Raw genomic sequence first — 14,757 nt, forward strand, 5'->3', positions numbered from 1 at the left:
GTCGTCACACACTCCGAACGGCGGCGGTCGGTGTGGACGCGAACAACTGATGGTGCGTCAACGTGCTTTCCCGGCGGTGCTGAACGGCGCGGGAACCGGTCAGCGTCCCTGAAGCCCAGGATAGCGACCGGTGTTGACCCACTCCGCGATTGCCGGCTTGTCCTCGATCCCCACGTACTCGATGCGCACGCCCATCAGGTCGGGAGCGGTGATGAGGGCGAACGGAGTCTCGCCCTCGGCGGGTCGGAAGTACGCGTCCACGCCGATGCCGGACGCCTCCAACCACGCCACGCGGGCCGCCATGTCGGGCTCCCACACGCCGTAGTACAGGACCTTCCCGGCGTGCTCGACGGACATGATGCCGTCGCCGTCGGCCTGGATGAGTTCGTACTGCGGCTCCGTGGTGCGGGAGAAGGCAGCGGTCATCTTGCCCGGGGCGCCCGTGCCGCCCTGCTCCAGGTACGGGATCTCGAAGGTGGCGGGTTCGGCGAACTCGATGCCGAACCACTCCGTGTACTGTTCCACGGCCTTGGCGAGGTCGGGCACCACGACGCCGATGTGGAAGCAGGACGCGGGCAGGACCGGCTTGGCCTCCGCCGGCCGGTACACCTCCACGGCCGGCGGCTCCTCCAGGCACTCCAGGAGCCGGGGTATGAAGGCCGCCAGGTAGTCGGTGTGCTTGTGGGCCTCCAGGGCGTTCTCGTCCGCGTACTCCTCGATGACCAGGCGCTCGCCGGGCCGGTCCGCGGAGACGACGTAGTCGAAGCGCAGGCAGCCGGGCTCGTTGGCGCGGATGTCCCGCTCCAGTTGGGCCATCAGCGCGTCGAGGCGTGACTCGGTGCCGGGCTTGATGATCTGGCGTGCGGTCGCGGTGATCGTCACGATGGGGAATCCTTCCAGGGGTCGGGTGGGTGCGTGCCGGGTCAGGCCCGGCGGGCTCGGCGCGGCTCTGCTGGGCGGGGGAGCGGTCGAGGCTGCCCGTCCCGGCTCGCCACCAGGCGTGTCACGGGGTGTCTCACAGGGTGTTGAGGAAGCGCGGTCCGTAGAAGACCGGCTCGGCCAGGTCGGTGTAGTGGTCCAGCGCCCGGAACTCCTCGGGGTACAGCTCCGCCAGCCGCGCCACCGCGGTGGGGGGGATCTGGTTGCGCATGATGGTGAAGCACGAGCGGACCCGCATCTGGTCCATCTGGGTCACGGCGGCGCCCAGCGAGGGCCACCAGGTCTCCACCGGCCCGTTCCACGAGGTGTCCAGCGCCACCAGCATCTGGGTGTAGGCGTCGTCGAAGCCGTCAAGCTCCTTGCGCACCTCGGCCTCCCGCGGGTCGAGGGCGAGTACCGCCTCGTAGCCGTCCGCCGGCACGGCCAGCGTGTTGATGACGACGGGCCAGGCGATCTCCTCACCGCTGAAGAAATCGGGCTCGGTCTCGCGGGTGATGGAGACGCCGTCCTGCGGGACGTACCGGCGCCCGTAGCGCAGCTCGGCGAAGCGGGCGTAGTGCGAACCCTCCTTCTGGAAGTCCTCCTTCACGGTCTCCACCGTGCCCACGCCCTGCCCCTCGCCCTGTTCGGTGATGATGTCCAGGGCCCGCAGGAACGAGCCCACCGGGTCCTTGTCATCCTTCTCGAACGTGGGATAGCCCAGGTTGCCGCCGACCTGGTTGGCCGGCCCGCCGCGGCGCACCGCCAGCTCCACCGCGTCCGCGTTGCGGACGACGGCCTCCCGCACGGCGTCGTAGAAGGAGCCGATCGTGGGGTAGGCCGACCCGCGCTGGCGCGAGTTGAGCATGAACTCCGGGGCCTCCAGCCGCATGAAGGACTCCAGGCTGGCGTTCGACAGCTTCGCCAGCCGGGGCCGCAGGTCCGGGGCGGTGCCCCCGGGCAGCCCGCCCCGCCCGGCGTACGGCGGGTTCAACCCCTTGATGTCGGGACTGCCGCCGAGCGCGGCCACCATGTTGGAGGCGATGGCCATGTGGACCATCTCCTCCATCAGCACGCTGCGGATGGTGTTGTACGACGGGTAGTTCTGTACTTCCAGCGAGTACATGGCCGCGCAGTACAGCGGCATGGTGGCGTGCTCCAACGCGATCGCGGTCTGCAGGGCGCCGCGTATCCAGCTGAGGTCTCGGAGTTCGACGGGCGTGGGCATGTGACGGCTCCAGGTCTGCGGGTCGGGTCAGGCTTCCGCGTTCTCGTCCAGCGGCGGGTAGAGCATGGGCTGGAAGAAGTCCTGGAACGACTCCTCCAGCGAGGGGTTCTGGAAGAACTCCGGCCCGGTCTCCTCGAAGATCACGTCGCCGATCCCGCCGAGCGTGTCGAACATCATCGAGACGATCGTTCCGACCTCGCGGCCGAAGTAGTGCGCCACCAGGGCGACCGCGCCGCCGTTGACACCGTAGGAACCGGTGAAGGTCCAGATCCGCGAGGCGGGGTTGGCGATCCACATGTGGCGGGCCTTCGAGACGTTGAAGCCCTCGCCGCGCAGTCCGCGCGCCACCGCGGCCACGCAGGTCAGCGGCTCGTCGTTGACGATGCCGGAGCGGGCGATCACGCCCACGCCGGAGCAGTTGGCGGCGATGACCTTGCCGGCCTCGTGGTGCCGGCGGATCAGCTTCTGCACCCGGTCGTTGGTCAACAGCGCGCCGGAGCCGACGCCGCCGGGGACGTAGAGGATGTCGAAGAGCTCGTCGTCGTTGAGCACGGAGTCCGCCACAACGTTGGTGCCCATCTGCATCTTGACGACGCCCGGCTCCAGCGAGACCAACCTGACGTCCAGGTCGCGGTTGGCGGATTCCCGCTGCCAGGGGGCGATCCCGCCGTTGAGGACCATCGCGGCCCCCTTGAAGATCTCCAGCGGGGTGATCGTGTCCTGCTCGGAGCAGGACTCGTAGCCCAGCACACCGATCGAGTTGATCTGGACGGGCGCGTTGTTCCGTGGTGCGGCCTGGCGACTGCGGGCGGGCATGGGTGTAGTCACGGTTTTTCTCCCCTGTCGAGTCGGTGAGGACGCCGATGACCGCTGCTTGCGGGGAAGGGCCGGCGCCTTTCGGAAAGGAACCCTGCCGCACGATCCGACCGGCCAACAAATAAGAATGCGCGGGGATGGGCATTGCGACTTCCGGGGGCCACGCGGCGGTTATCGGGGACTGCCGCTCCCGCTATTTGAGCCCGCCTCGGTCGGCCGTCTAGCGTCCACTCTCGGACCGGGGGGTTCACCAACCGACCGACAGATAGGACGAGCAGCGCATGTCCGAGATGATGCGCGAGACGCAGCCGGCCGACCTGCTGGTGCGGATCGACCCCGGCCCTCGCGACTTCGCCGCACTGAACGAGGCGGTCCGCAAGGGTTCCCGCGTGGCGAACGAGCACCTGGACGACGACGAGCACCTGAACGAGGTCATCCCGAAGCCGTGGGGGCTGGAGTACCGCGTCTTCGTGGACGACTTCATCGACGTGTGGAACCTGAGGATCAACTCGGGCGAATCCACGTCGATGCACGTCCACCCCCGCAAGCTGACCTACCTCCTGTGCCTGGCGGGAGAGGGGGTCACGGACACGCTGACCGGGCAGGTCCCGCTCTCCGCCGGCACGATCCTGCGGATCGGCGGGGGCGCGTTCCACTCGTCCAGGAGCCTGGGTCCCGAACCGCTGTGGCTCATCGAGGTCGAGGCACCGCGGAACAAGTTCGACCTGATCCGGTTGCGCGACAACTACGACCGGCAGGGCACCGCCTACGAGCAGGACTACACCGAGTCCCCGGACCTGCCGGCCAAGCCGATCTCCTACCTGCCGCAGGCCCGGCTCCGCGACCGCAGCCCGGGGGCGGAGTTCGCGTTCTCCATCCGGGCCGGCATGGACATCTTCTACCGGCGCCAGGAGCAGGACCTGTTCCACATCGCGCTCGGGCTCACCGGTGTCGTCACCGGCGAGATCGACATCCTCGTTCCGGTCCGGAGCGACCTACGGCGTCCCACGCTCGACCAGTACTACCTCTCCATCGCCAACTCCGCCTGACCCGGTGCCCTGCCGCAGCGACCTGCCGCAGGGACCCGGCCCGCAGACCCGACCCAGAGAGAAGGACACCGATCATGCCCAGTGCCGTCATCATCACCGGTCCCGGCTTCCAGGACCACGACGTCGTCTACACCTACTACCGGCTCATCGAGGAGGGCTGGACGGTGGACGTGGCCACCAAGAACGGCGCCCACGTGGTCGGCAAGTACGGTATCCCGCTGCCGATGGACAAGACCGCCAAGCCGCTGGTCTCCTTTGACCAGCTCGACGCGGACACCTACGACGCGGTGATCCTCACCGGTGGCCACGAAGCCCCGGACCGTGTCCGCCAGGACGCGCACGTGCTGGAGTTCCTGCGCACCATGGACGCCCGGCAGAAGGTCGTCGCCGGTCTGTGCCACGGCCCGTGGATCATGGTCTCCGCCGGTGTCCTCAAGGGGCGCAGGGCCTGCGCCTACATCGGGCTGCGCGACGACGTGATCAACGCCGGCGCGGACGTCGTCGACTCCGACGTGATCGTGGACGGCCACATCATCACCTGCTCGTACTACGCCTACGTGGGCAAGTTCATGCAACTGGTCTTCGAGACCGTCGCCAAGAACCAGGTGGCGGCGGCCTGAGTTCCGGGCCCCCGCCGCCTCGCACGGGGACGGGCGTCTCCCACCCCGGTCCGGCGCCCGCCCCCGTGCACCCTCTGGTACCGCGTCGGCGCTTGCCGTGACGGGTGGGCAGGAAACCCGCCGGCGCCGACTTCCGCGGCTCCGACCGGTGCAACCGGTGCAACCGGTGCACGAACCGCCCATGCACCGCGTCCAACCCACCAGCCCACGACCCGACCCCGGCCGCACCCCCGTGAAAGCCCCGACACCCGACCTGCCCGCCCGTCACGGCACACACCGTTGCGGTACTAGGAGACACCGTGCTGATACTCGACTTCGACGGCGTCATCGCCGACGCGTTCACCGAGTGCGCCCTCGTGACGTACTACGCCGACCACGACCCCGACACCGTGGCGGACAAGCCGATCGACGAACTGGTCGCCGCGCTGCCGGCCGGGTTCCTGGCCCGCTTCCGCACCGTGCGCGGCTACGCCCGCATCCTCGGCGACTTCATGACCGCCCGTGAGACCGCCGCCGAGAGCATCCGCGGGGTCGAGGACTACGACCTCCTGCTGACGGGTATCCCGCCCACGAAGCTGGCCGGACTCGTCAGGGGCGCGACCGCGGTCCGCTCCGCGCTTCGCGCGCGGCAGAAGGACGCCTGGCTGGACATGCACACCGTCTACCCGGGCGTGGACCGACTGCTGCGCCGTCACCAGGGCAGGGGCACCTCGATCGTGACGGCCAAGGACGCGGCGAGCGTGTGGGAGATCCTGGCCCACCACCAGTTGGAGAACACCGTGGTGCAGGTCGTCGGCGAGTGCTCCGACAAACGCGCGGCCGTACGGGAGATCGCCCTCAGCGACGGACTCCCGTCCTCCGCCGTGACGTTCATCGACGACCACATCACCAACGCCCTGGCCGTCCGCGACACCGGCGCCACCAGCCTGTGGGCCTGGTGGGGCTACCACACGCCCGACCACGTCGAGCAGGCCATCAGCCGCAGGCAGCGGCGCGTGTACCTGCCCGAACTGACCACCCTGACCGCCTGATCCCCGTAACCAGAAGGACATTCGCCATGCCCAAGGTACTGTTCGCACTCACCTCGCACGGCCGGCTGGGCGACACCGGTCGCAACACCGGCTTCTACGTGCCCGAGGTCGCCCACCCGGCCCGGGTCTTCCAGGACGCCGGCTGGGACATCGCCTTCGTCTCCGTCGCCGGCGGGAAGCCGCCACGCGACGGGATCAAGCCCGATGACACCGTGACCGCGGAGTTCCTGGCGGCCAACGGCGACGCCCTGTCCGACACGCCGTCGGCCGACGCGCTCAGCGCCCGCGACTACCAGGCCGTCTACTTCGCCGGCGGCCACGGCACCATGTGGGACTTCCCCCACGCGACCGTCCTCACCCGGCTCGCCGCGGAGATCTACGAGCACGGCGGGATCGTCGGCGCCGTCTGCCACGGGCCGGCCGGCCTGGTCAACCTCACCCTCTCGGACGGCTCCCACCTGGTGGAGGGCAAGCAGGTCTCGGCGTTCACCAACGAGGAGGAGGAGGCCGTCGGCCTGACCGGTGTCGTCCCGTTCGCGCTGGAGTCGGCCCTGGTCGACAAGGGCGCGAAGTTCACCAAGACGGACAACTTCGCCGAGCACGCCGTCGCCGACGGCCGGCTCGTCACCGGGCAGAACCCGGCCAGCGCGGCCAAGGTGGCGGAGCTGATCCTGGAGCAGTTCGGCGCCTGACCGCATCCGAACCCACCGGCAGGCGGAGACCTGCGCCCCGTCGTGACGGCCGGGGCGCGCGGGTCCCGCCTGCCGGTGCCGTTTCCGCGCCCGCCTGCCGGTTCCGGTTCCGCCCTCCCGGCTCCGCGACCGAGCCTCCCGAAACCCTCCGAACCACGTCATCGGGATCTCTGATAACGATTGATGCCGCCCAGAATGATTGATTTTATCGAATAGCACTCAGAACGAAGGTGAAACACATGCATGTCGCCGTGGACATCGCACGCATCAGCATGGTCGGTCATTCCGTCGCAGAGGGGTCGGACACGTGCAACTGGGTTGGCTGCAGACGTTTATCGCTGTTTACCATACCGGCTCCTTCACGAAGGCGGCACAGAAACTCGGCATCACCCAGCCGGCCGTTACGCAGCATATCCGGGGACTGGAAAGCAAGTTCGGCAAACCGCTTTTCGACCGCACCCCGCAGGGCGCCGTTCCCACCTCCGAGGGAATGGCCCTGGCCTACGAGGTGCAGGCCCCCATGGCCAACCTCGACGCGGCCATCTGCCGGCACTTCGACACCAGCCCCAGCAGCAGACCGGTGCGCCTCGGCGGCCCCGCCGAACTGGTGACCGCGAGGCTCATGGCCTCGATCAGCGAACTCATCGCGTCCGGCCTGGACATCCGGATCAGCTTCCGGGAAGCGCCCGACCTCCTCGAAGACCTCAGGACCGGCCACATGGACATGGTCGTCTCCACCGTCCAGCCGCGGATGCGCGGGGTGGACTCGGTGGCGCTCATCGACGAGGAACTCGCCCTGCTGGCATCGCCCCAGGTCGCCGAGACCATCCCCTCCGGTGCCCTGGCGGTCGACGGGCCGCGAGCGCTGGAGAAGTTGCCGATCATCGCCTACGGCGAGACGTTCCCCATCATCGACCACTACTGGCGCAGCGTCTTCGACGCCCCGCCGCCGCGGGTGCCGTCGGCGGTCGTCCCCGACCTCCGCGCCGTCATCGCGGCGGTCTGCTCGTCGGCGGGCATCTCGGTCATCCCCACGTATCTGTGCGCCGACGAACTGGCGGCGGGCCTGCTGGTACCGCTCTGGGAGCCGGACATCCCCCCGCTCAACACGTACCACCTCGCCACACGGCACGGAGCCCTCGCCGATCCGCGCCTGGCCCGGCTCCACGACCACCTGGTGGCCGCGGCCCGGAACTGGGAGCTGAACCCGGAACCGCTGGCCCCCGGGCGGATGTCGGGCCGGACGTAGCGCACCCCGCTCCGGGGATGCGACAGGAATCGGGCTCCGGGTCGTCTCTGACTTGCGGAGGGCCGGCCCCGGCTGGTCAGGCCGGGGCCGTGCCGTAAGTCGTCGGGGGTGGTGTCGGATGAGCGCTACGGGAGCCGTGAGGCTGGAGGCGGCGATCAGCGCACCGAGCAGGGCGACTCCGATCGCGCCGCCGAACTGCCGGGCGGCGCTGAGTACTCCGGATGCGAGGCCGGCCCGCTCGTGCGGCACCGACTCCAGCATCACCGAGGTCAGCGGCGGGATCGTGAGTTGCGCATTGCGGTGTGCGGGGGCGGGTACGGGGGCGGGTGCGTGGGCCGGTGCCGGTGCCGGTGCCGGTGCCGGTACGGGGGCGGGTGCTGGTGTGGAGGCCGAGGCGCCCGGGCTGGCGCCGCCCCCTCACTCCCCGTCGAAGTCGGTGCCCCGGCTGACCGCGTCCCAGGCCGCCGCCTCCTCGCCGGCGGCCTTCGACTGGGCGGCGATGGCGTCGGCGGCGTCGTTGCCGAGGGCCAGTCGCAGCGGGGTCCGCTCGGCGGCCAACGCGGTCAGGATCGCCGCGGCGGCCTTCTCGGGGTCGCCGGGCTGCTTGCCGTCGCTCTCCGGGAGACCGGCGCGGACCGGGCCGACCGTCTCCGCGTACGCGTCCAGGGGCGCCGACTGCTGGAGCGCACCGCCGCCGGCGAACCCGGTCCGGAACGCCCCCGGCTCCACGATGAGCACCTTGATCCCGTGCGGGGCGACTTCCAGGGCCAGCGCCTCGGACAGCCCCTCCAGAGCGAACTTGGTGGCCGAGTAGGCGCCGACGCCGGGGAAGGAGAACCGGCCGCCCATGCTGCTCATCTGCACGACGGCGCCCGAGCCCTGCCGGCGCATGTGCGGGAGTACGGCGCGGGTGAGCGCGGCGGGGCCGAAGAAGTGCAGGGCCATCAGGTCGCGCAGTTCGCGGTCGGTGGTCTCCTCGACGGCGCCGAGATGTCCGCGGCCGGCGTTGTTGACCAGTACGTCGATCCGCCCGTACCAGAGGATCACCTCGGCGACGACGGCGGTGATGCGGGCCGGGTCGGTGACGTCGAGGGCGACGGGGACGACACGGCCGGGGTGCGCGGCGGCGAGTTCGTCGAGGGATTCGGGGCGGCGGACGGCGGCCACCACGGTGTCACCGGCGGCGAGCGCCACCCGCGTGATCGCCTGCCCGAAACCGGAGTTGGCCCCGGTGATCAGCCAGACCTTGCCGGTCGCGGAGCGGGTGCCGGTGTCGGCGGCGGTGTCGGCGGCGGAGTCAGCAGCGGTGCGGGCGTTGTCGCTCATCGGGATCTCCAGGGTGGTTCCGGAAGCCGACCGGGCGCCGGCCGGCGAACACGGCCGAGGTGGTGTCCCGGCGTGCGTCTCCATTACGGCCCCCGCCCGGCCCCGCCGTCCAAGACAGAGATCGACACGATCCATAAGGAGCGTTTATCGCCGCTGGTTATGCTCTTGCCCATGGACTTGCGGCAGTTGAGCTACCTCGTGGCGATCGCCGAGGAGGGGAACCTCGGCCGGGCCGCGGCGCGGCTGTACGTGAGCCAGCCGGCCCTGTCGTCCGCGCTGCGGAAGCTGGAGGCAGAACTCGGCGTCCTCCTCTTCGAGCGGCACTCCGGCGGCGTGAGCCAGACCCCTGCCGGGCGCGACGTGGTGACCGAGGCACGCCGGACCCTGCGCCAGGCGGACCGTGTCCTCGCCGTGGCGGAACGCCACCGCTGCCAGGAGAAGGCGGTGCTTCGGGTCGGCTTCGAGGCAAGCGGCGCGGGCGAGTTGACCACCCGGGCCCGGGCCGAGTTCGCCCGCCGCAATCCGGACGTCCGGGTGGAGCCGAAGCGCTTCGACTGGGGCCAGGAGGCGGCCGCGCTGCGCGACGGCCGGGTGGACGTCGCCTTCGTCTGGCTGCCCACCGACCTCACCGACCTGCACACCGAGGTGGTCCACACCGAACCCCGGGTTGTCGGCCTGCCCGCCGGGCACCCGCTGGCGGGACGTACGGGCATCGGCATCCTGGAGGTCAAGGACGAGCCGCTGCTGTGGACGGAGCGGGCGCCGCGCGAGTGGGTCGACTGGTGGGCGGTGAACCCCAGGCCGGACGGCTCCGCACCGCGATGGGGTCCGAAGAACGACAACGTCGAGGAGATGCTGGAGCAGGTCGCCGAGGGCACCGCGGTCTGCTTCGCCCCGGCGAACATGGCGCGGTACTACGCCCGCCCCGACCTGTCCTGGGTCCCGCTCACCGACGTCGAACCCCTGAGGGTCGCCCTGGCCTGGTGCAAGAGCTCGAACAGCCCCCTCGTACGGGGCTTCGCCGAGGTGGTACGCGAACTCGCCGCCGCTCTGTAGCAGGCGTCAACGCATGCCGCCGACGCGGAAATACCTGTCCGGGGCCCTGATCGGCGGGTGGCGCCCCACGTTCTGACGGCCGTGGACGTCGCGTGGCGTCGGCCGCGCGGGAGTACGACGCAGGGTCGTCGCCGGCTGCACCGGTCCAGGCCGGACCCGCGCCCGTCCGGCCCGGACCCGGACCCCCGCTCCGCGCGCACCCGCGCGTACCCGCCGGCCCCGTCCGCGCTCCCGCTCCGTGCGCACCCGCGCGTACCCGCCGGACCCGCCCGCGCCCCCCGCCGCGCGCGTCCGCGCGTCCCCGCCGGCCCGTCCCCACCCCCGACCTGCCCTGATCCACCCCGCCCGCACCCACCCGGGGATTGACAGCGCCGCCGCCCCGACTTAAATTTGCGACTAAATTTACTTGCCGAAGTTACTACTAGTCGCCAACGGAAGGGGGTTGGGAAGCGTGTCCACCACCGTCCCCACCTCGCCTCGCGGTCTGTCACGCACGGCGGTGCTGGCGCTGCTGGGGCGGAGCGGGCCGCTGAGCCGCGTGGAGATCGCCCGCCGGCTCGACCTCAGCCAGGCCACGGTCACCCAGATCACCAAACGCCTGCTCCTGGAGGGCCTGATCGCCGAGGCGGGCTCGGTGCCCTCGGTCGGCGGCCGGCCGGCCATACGGCTCGCCGTGGTGGCCGACGCGGGGCGCGCCGTGGGAATCAAGGTCGCCCCCGACCACGTCACCCTGGTGCACGTCACCCTCGACGGCACGGTCAGCGGTGCCCTCACCCACCCCTTCGACGCGGTCGACGACGACGCCGCCGATCGGCTCATCGCCCTCCTGGGGCCCGAGCTGACGCAGCCCGCGGAGAAGCCACGGCTGCTGGGCGTGGGAGTGGGCGTCCCCGGCCGGGTCGATCCGGCCGGGATCGTCGACTCGCCGACCCTCGGCTGGCATGCGGTGCCGCTGGGCCGGACGCTGTCACGGGCGCTGGGGCTGCCGGTCCTGGTGGACAACGACGTGAACACCGTGGGCGCCGCCCAACTCCTGTACGGGCACGGGCGGGGCCGGGACGACTTCCTGGTGCTCACCCTGGGTCACGGCGTCGGTCTCGCCGTGGTCGAGCGGGGCGCGGTGCGGCGCGGCACCACCGGCGCCGCGGGTGAGATCGGGCACGTTCCGGTGACCGACAACGGGCGGCTGTGCCAGTGCGGCAACCGCGGTTGCCTGGAGGCGTACCTCGGCTTCGCGGGACTGCTGCGTACCGCCGTCGAGCACGGCCTGCTCGAACCCGGCGACCGGCCGGAGTCGCTGATGGCCCTGGCCGAGGCGGGGGAGAGCGCGGCGCTGGAACTGCTGCGCGGAGCCGGCCGGCTGCTCGGGCGCACCCTCGCGGGCGTCGCCAACGTGCTGGACCCGGGCGCGGTCGTCGTCACCGGGGAGGGCGCGGCCTTCTGGCCGTACCTGCGGGACGGATTCGAGCCGGCCCTGCGCGGCCACCTCTTCCGCCCCACGAACGGGCTGACCGTGATCACCGACGACTGGAACGACCAGGCGTGGGCGCGCGGCGCCGCCGCCGTCGTGCTGTCCGCGCCGTTCGGCGGCGACGCCCCCGGCGAGGGACCCGCGGAAGCGGTCCGAGCCCGGATGGGCATGGTCGGCGGCGGGGCGTCATGAACACCCTGCGCGGTCCCCGCAAGGCGGCCCTGCTGGCGCTGCTGCTGGCTCCGAGCCTCGTGCTCATCCTGGCGTTCGTGCTGGGCCCGATGTTCGGCTCGCTGTGGATCAGCCTCCACGACTGGAACCTGCTCAAGCCGATGCGCTGGACGGGGCTGGCGAACTACCGGGACGTGCTGAGCGACCCGGCCACCTGGAAGGCGTTCCGCCACACCCTCCTCTACGTCGTCGGGTATCTGCCCCTGGTCTACGTCGGCGGGCTGCTCATCGCGCTGGGCCTGAACCGGGCGATGCGCGGCCGCAACCTGCTGCGCGGGATCTACTTCCTTCCCGTGGTGACCAGTTGGGTCGTGGTGGCCCTGGTCTGGAAGTGGATTCTCAACCCGGAGTCCGGCGCCTTCAACACGGTGCTCGGCTGGTTCGGCATCCACGGCCCCGGCTGGTGGACCGACCCGGACTGGGCGATGGCCTCGGTCGTCCTGGCCTCGGCCTGGAAGGACCTGGGCTTCGTGATGGTGATCCTGCTGGCCGGGCTCCAGGCGATCCCGCAGGCCGTCCACGAGGCGGCGATGATCGACGGCGCCGGCTCCTGGCACCGGTTCCGGTACGTCACCTTTCCGCTGCTGGCGCCGTCGACGCTGTTCGTGGTGATGATCTCCGTGATCAACGGCTTCCAGGTGTTCGACCAGGTCTTCGTGATGACCGGCGGCGGACCCGCCGGCGCCACCACGACCGTGGTCTCCGCGGTGTACGACGACTCCTTCCGCTACGGGCGGATCGGCTATGCCAGCGCCCTGAGCTGGGTGCTGTTCGTCGTCATCCTGCTCGTCTCGCTGGCCCAGAGCCGGCTGCAGCGAAAGGTGGTGGACGCCCAGTGACCGCGACGACCCCCCGGGTGCGCCCGCACGATCTGGTGGAACCCGAGCCGAGCGCGTCGCGCGGGGCACGTCGCCGCTCCGGCGCGGCCCGGATCGGGGTGAGCGCCGTCCTGGTCGTCGGCGCGCTGTGCATGCTCTTCCCGTTCGCCTGGATGGTGCTCACCGCGTTCCAGCCGGACGGCTCCCTCGGGTCCGCGCCTTCGCTCCGCCATCTGACCGGCGGCAACTTCGGCACGCTGACCTCGGCCATGCCGTTCTGGCGCATCCTGGGCAACTCGCTGTGGATCTCGGTGCTCTCCACCGCAGTCCAGCTCGCGACCAGCACGCTGGCCGGGTACGCCTTCGCGCGCTTCCACTTCCGCGGTCGTGACGCCCTGTTCATGATCTACCTGGCGACCATGATGATCCCGCAGCAGGTGCTGCTGGTCCCGCTGTTCGTGGAGATGAAGCAGCTGGGCCTGATCGACACCTACGCCGGGATTCTGCTGCCCGGCCTGGCCTCCGCCTTCGGCACCTTCCTGATCCGCCAGGCGATGCTCTCCGTCCCCCGCGAACTGGAGGAGGCCGCGCTGGTGGACGGCGCGGGCCATCTGCGCATCCTGTGGACGGTGGTGCTGCCGCTGGTGCGCCCCGCGCTGGCGACCTTCACCGTGTTCGGGTTCATGGCCTCCTGGAACAACTTCCTGTGGCCGCTGGTGGTCACCCGCTCCCCGGAGCTCTACACCCTGCCGCTCGGGCTGTCCGCGCTTCAGGGCCAGTTCACCACCCACTGGAACGTGGTGATGGCGGGCTCGGTGGTCAGCGTGATCCCGATGCTGCTGATCTACCTGGTCGCGCAGAAACACGTGGTGCGTTCGATCGCCACCACCGGACTGAAGTAGGCAGGCCCCGATGAGTATTCCCGCCCCGCGCCGGGCCGTACGCCGGCTGCTGCGCCCGGCCGCGCTCCTGACCGCCGTCGTCGCCCTGGTGGCCGGCTGCGCGCACGGTTCGGTGACCCGTACCACGACCGGGGACGGCCGGCGGATCGTGCACTACATGACGTTCACCGCCTCGCCCGACCACCTCGAGGACCTGGCACGGCTGGCGAAGTCCTTCGAGCGGTCCCATCCGGGCATCGACGTCCAGGTCCAGAGCGCGCCGTTCGACCAGTACTTCACCCAGTTGCAGACGAGTGCCGCCGGTGGCACCGCCCCGGACGTCTTCGAGCTCAACCAGGACGAGTTCGCCTCCTTCGCGGACTCCGGAGCCCTCGCCGACCTCGACTCCCGGGTCCGCGCCGACGCGGTGGCCGGCCACTTCTCCGCGTCCTCGCTGGCCGGCTTCCGCTACGACGGCCGGCAGTACGGCCTGCCGTCCAGCTTCTCCACCGAACTCCTCTTCTACAACAAGAAGCTCTTCGACGCGGCGGGCGTGGCCTATCCCACCGCGGACTGGACCTGGCAGGACGAGCAGCGGGCCGCACGGAAGATCGCCGCCCTCGGCCACGGCGTCTTCGGCGACTACCAGAACACCACCTACCTGGAGTTCACCAAGGCCCTGGCGCAGAACGGCGGCAGCTTCCTGTCCGAGGACGGCACCCGGGTCGCCTTCGACAGCCCGCAAGGCATCGCCGCCGCACGGTGGTTGACCGGGAAGGTCGGCAGCACCATGCCCACCCAGGCGCAGATGGGCGGCAGCACCGACTACGACACCAGGCTCTTCGAGGAGGGGAAGCTCGGCATCTGGCACAGCGGCTCCTGGTTCTTCCCCAACCTCGCCGCCGTCCACGGCCTGAGCTGGGACGTCGTCCAGGAACCCGCGGCGAGCACCGCCACCCCGGCCGAGTCGGTCTTCCAGAACTCCCTCGCGATGTCGAGCCAGTCGAAGAACGCCGACGCCGCCTGGCAGTGGATGCGCTACCTGACGACCTCCCAGGAAGTCGCCAAGCTGCGCATCGACACCTCCTGGGAGCTGTCCCCGGCGACGGGCGCGAGCCTGCGGAAGAGCTACCTGGCGCAGACGCCGCCGACCAACCGCGCCGCCGTCTTCGAGGCGCTGAAGCATGTGGCGCCCTCGCCCCAACTGCTCCACCAGGCGCAGATCGCGGACATCGTCACCAACGAACTCCAGGCCGTCACGACCGGTTCGGCGACCGTCGAGAAGGCCCTCGCCACGGCAGCCCGCCAGGTCCAGCCACTGCTGTCGCACGACGACTGAGCCCCGTACCGCCGCACCTCCGCACTGCCCGC

At 70.7% G+C, this 14,757-nt stretch carries 14 protein-coding genes; 10 read left to right on the top strand and 4 right to left on the bottom strand.

Annotated elements, in window-relative coordinates; genetic code table 11:
• Nucleotides 1-99: 99 nt before the first annotated feature.
• From ACIPAE_RS23230 to ACIPAE_RS23240, 3 genes are all read right to left on the bottom strand, one after another.
• Nucleotides 100-882 (bottom strand): antibiotic biosynthesis monooxygenase, encoded by a 783-nt coding sequence (locus ACIPAE_RS23230; RefSeq protein ID WP_366411135.1) that lies wholly within the window; start codon nucleotides 880-882, stop codon nucleotides 100-102.
• A 133-nt stretch (nucleotides 883-1,015) separates the two neighbouring features.
• Nucleotides 1,016-2,146, bottom strand: a complete 1,131-nt coding sequence (locus ACIPAE_RS23235) for a ferritin-like protein (RefSeq protein WP_366411136.1) — start codon at nucleotides 2,144-2,146, stop codon at nucleotides 1,016-1,018.
• Between the two features lie 27 nt (nucleotides 2,147-2,173).
• Nucleotides 2,174-2,974 carry a DJ-1/PfpI family protein gene (locus ACIPAE_RS23240; RefSeq protein WP_402447567.1) on the bottom strand — a complete coding sequence of 267 codons (801 nt, stop codon included), beginning with the start codon at nucleotides 2,972-2,974 and terminating at the stop codon, nucleotides 2,174-2,176.
• A 269-nt stretch (nucleotides 2,975-3,243) separates the two neighbouring features.
• On the opposite strand from ACIPAE_RS23240, the gene ACIPAE_RS23245 reads away from it, so the two are divergent.
• The 5 genes from ACIPAE_RS23245 (at nucleotide 3,244) to ACIPAE_RS23265 (ending at nucleotide 7,603) form a co-directional block, all read left to right on the top strand.
• On the top strand, nucleotides 3,244-4,011 hold the full coding sequence (locus ACIPAE_RS23245) for a cupin domain-containing protein (RefSeq protein ID WP_329365319.1): 768 nt from the start codon (nucleotides 3,244-3,246) through the stop codon (nucleotides 4,009-4,011).
• A gap of 74 nt (nucleotides 4,012-4,085) precedes the next feature.
• On the top strand, nucleotides 4,086-4,631 hold the full coding sequence (locus ACIPAE_RS23250; protein ID WP_366411137.1) for a DJ-1/PfpI family protein: 546 nt from the start codon (nucleotides 4,086-4,088) through the stop codon (nucleotides 4,629-4,631).
• 299 nt (nucleotides 4,632-4,930) lie between these two features.
• Nucleotides 4,931-5,662 (top strand): HAD family hydrolase, encoded by a 732-nt coding sequence (locus ACIPAE_RS23255; protein ID WP_329365315.1) that lies wholly within the window; start codon nucleotides 4,931-4,933, stop codon nucleotides 5,660-5,662.
• Nucleotides 5,663-5,688: 26 nt separating this feature from the next.
• Nucleotides 5,689-6,354: a type 1 glutamine amidotransferase domain-containing protein gene (locus ACIPAE_RS23260; RefSeq protein ID WP_329365314.1), complete on the top strand. Its 666-nt coding sequence runs from the start codon at nucleotides 5,689-5,691 to the stop codon at nucleotides 6,352-6,354.
• Nucleotides 6,355-6,661: 307 nt separating this feature from the next.
• A complete protein-coding gene (locus tag ACIPAE_RS23265) occupies nucleotides 6,662-7,603 on the top strand; it encodes a LysR family transcriptional regulator (protein WP_329365312.1) in 942 nt (313 codons plus the stop codon).
• 417 nt (nucleotides 7,604-8,020) lie between these two features.
• Here the strand turns inward: ACIPAE_RS23265 and ACIPAE_RS23270 are convergent, their stop codons facing one another.
• Nucleotides 8,021-8,929, bottom strand: a complete 909-nt coding sequence (locus ACIPAE_RS23270) for an oxidoreductase (RefSeq protein WP_402447570.1) — start codon at nucleotides 8,927-8,929, stop codon at nucleotides 8,021-8,023.
• A 171-nt stretch (nucleotides 8,930-9,100) separates the two neighbouring features.
• Between ACIPAE_RS23270 and ACIPAE_RS23275 the strand changes: the two genes are divergently transcribed.
• The 5 genes from ACIPAE_RS23275 to ACIPAE_RS23295 all read left to right on the top strand — a co-directional run bounded on the left by ACIPAE_RS23275 (nucleotide 9,101) and on the right by ACIPAE_RS23295 (nucleotide 14,725).
• Nucleotides 9,101-9,985: a LysR family transcriptional regulator gene (locus ACIPAE_RS23275; RefSeq protein ID WP_402447572.1), complete on the top strand. Its 885-nt coding sequence runs from the start codon at nucleotides 9,101-9,103 to the stop codon at nucleotides 9,983-9,985.
• A 451-nt stretch (nucleotides 9,986-10,436) separates the two neighbouring features.
• Nucleotides 10,437-11,648, top strand: a complete 1,212-nt coding sequence (locus ACIPAE_RS23280; protein ID WP_402447573.1) for an ROK family protein — start codon at nucleotides 10,437-10,439, stop codon at nucleotides 11,646-11,648.
• Entirely contained in the window at nucleotides 11,645-12,526 is an 882-nt protein-coding gene (locus ACIPAE_RS23285; RefSeq protein WP_402447574.1) for a carbohydrate ABC transporter permease, read from the top strand. Before ACIPAE_RS23280 ends, ACIPAE_RS23285 begins: the two co-directional genes overlap by 4 nt.
• Complete coding sequence (locus tag ACIPAE_RS23290) at nucleotides 12,523-13,407, top strand: carbohydrate ABC transporter permease (RefSeq protein WP_329365302.1); 885 nt, start codon at nucleotides 12,523-12,525, stop codon at nucleotides 13,405-13,407. The genes ACIPAE_RS23285 and ACIPAE_RS23290 overlap by 4 nt, the downstream gene beginning before the upstream one ends.
• A 10-nt stretch (nucleotides 13,408-13,417) precedes the next feature.
• Nucleotides 13,418-14,725, top strand: a complete 1,308-nt coding sequence (locus ACIPAE_RS23295; protein ID WP_402447576.1) for an ABC transporter substrate-binding protein — start codon at nucleotides 13,418-13,420, stop codon at nucleotides 14,723-14,725.
• The last annotated feature ends 32 nt before the right edge of the window (nucleotides 14,726-14,757 follow it).

It is taken from the genome of Streptomyces sp. NPDC087270, from assembly GCF_044744625.1.
Lineage (GTDB): Bacteria > Actinomycetota > Actinomycetes > Streptomycetales > Streptomycetaceae > Actinacidiphila.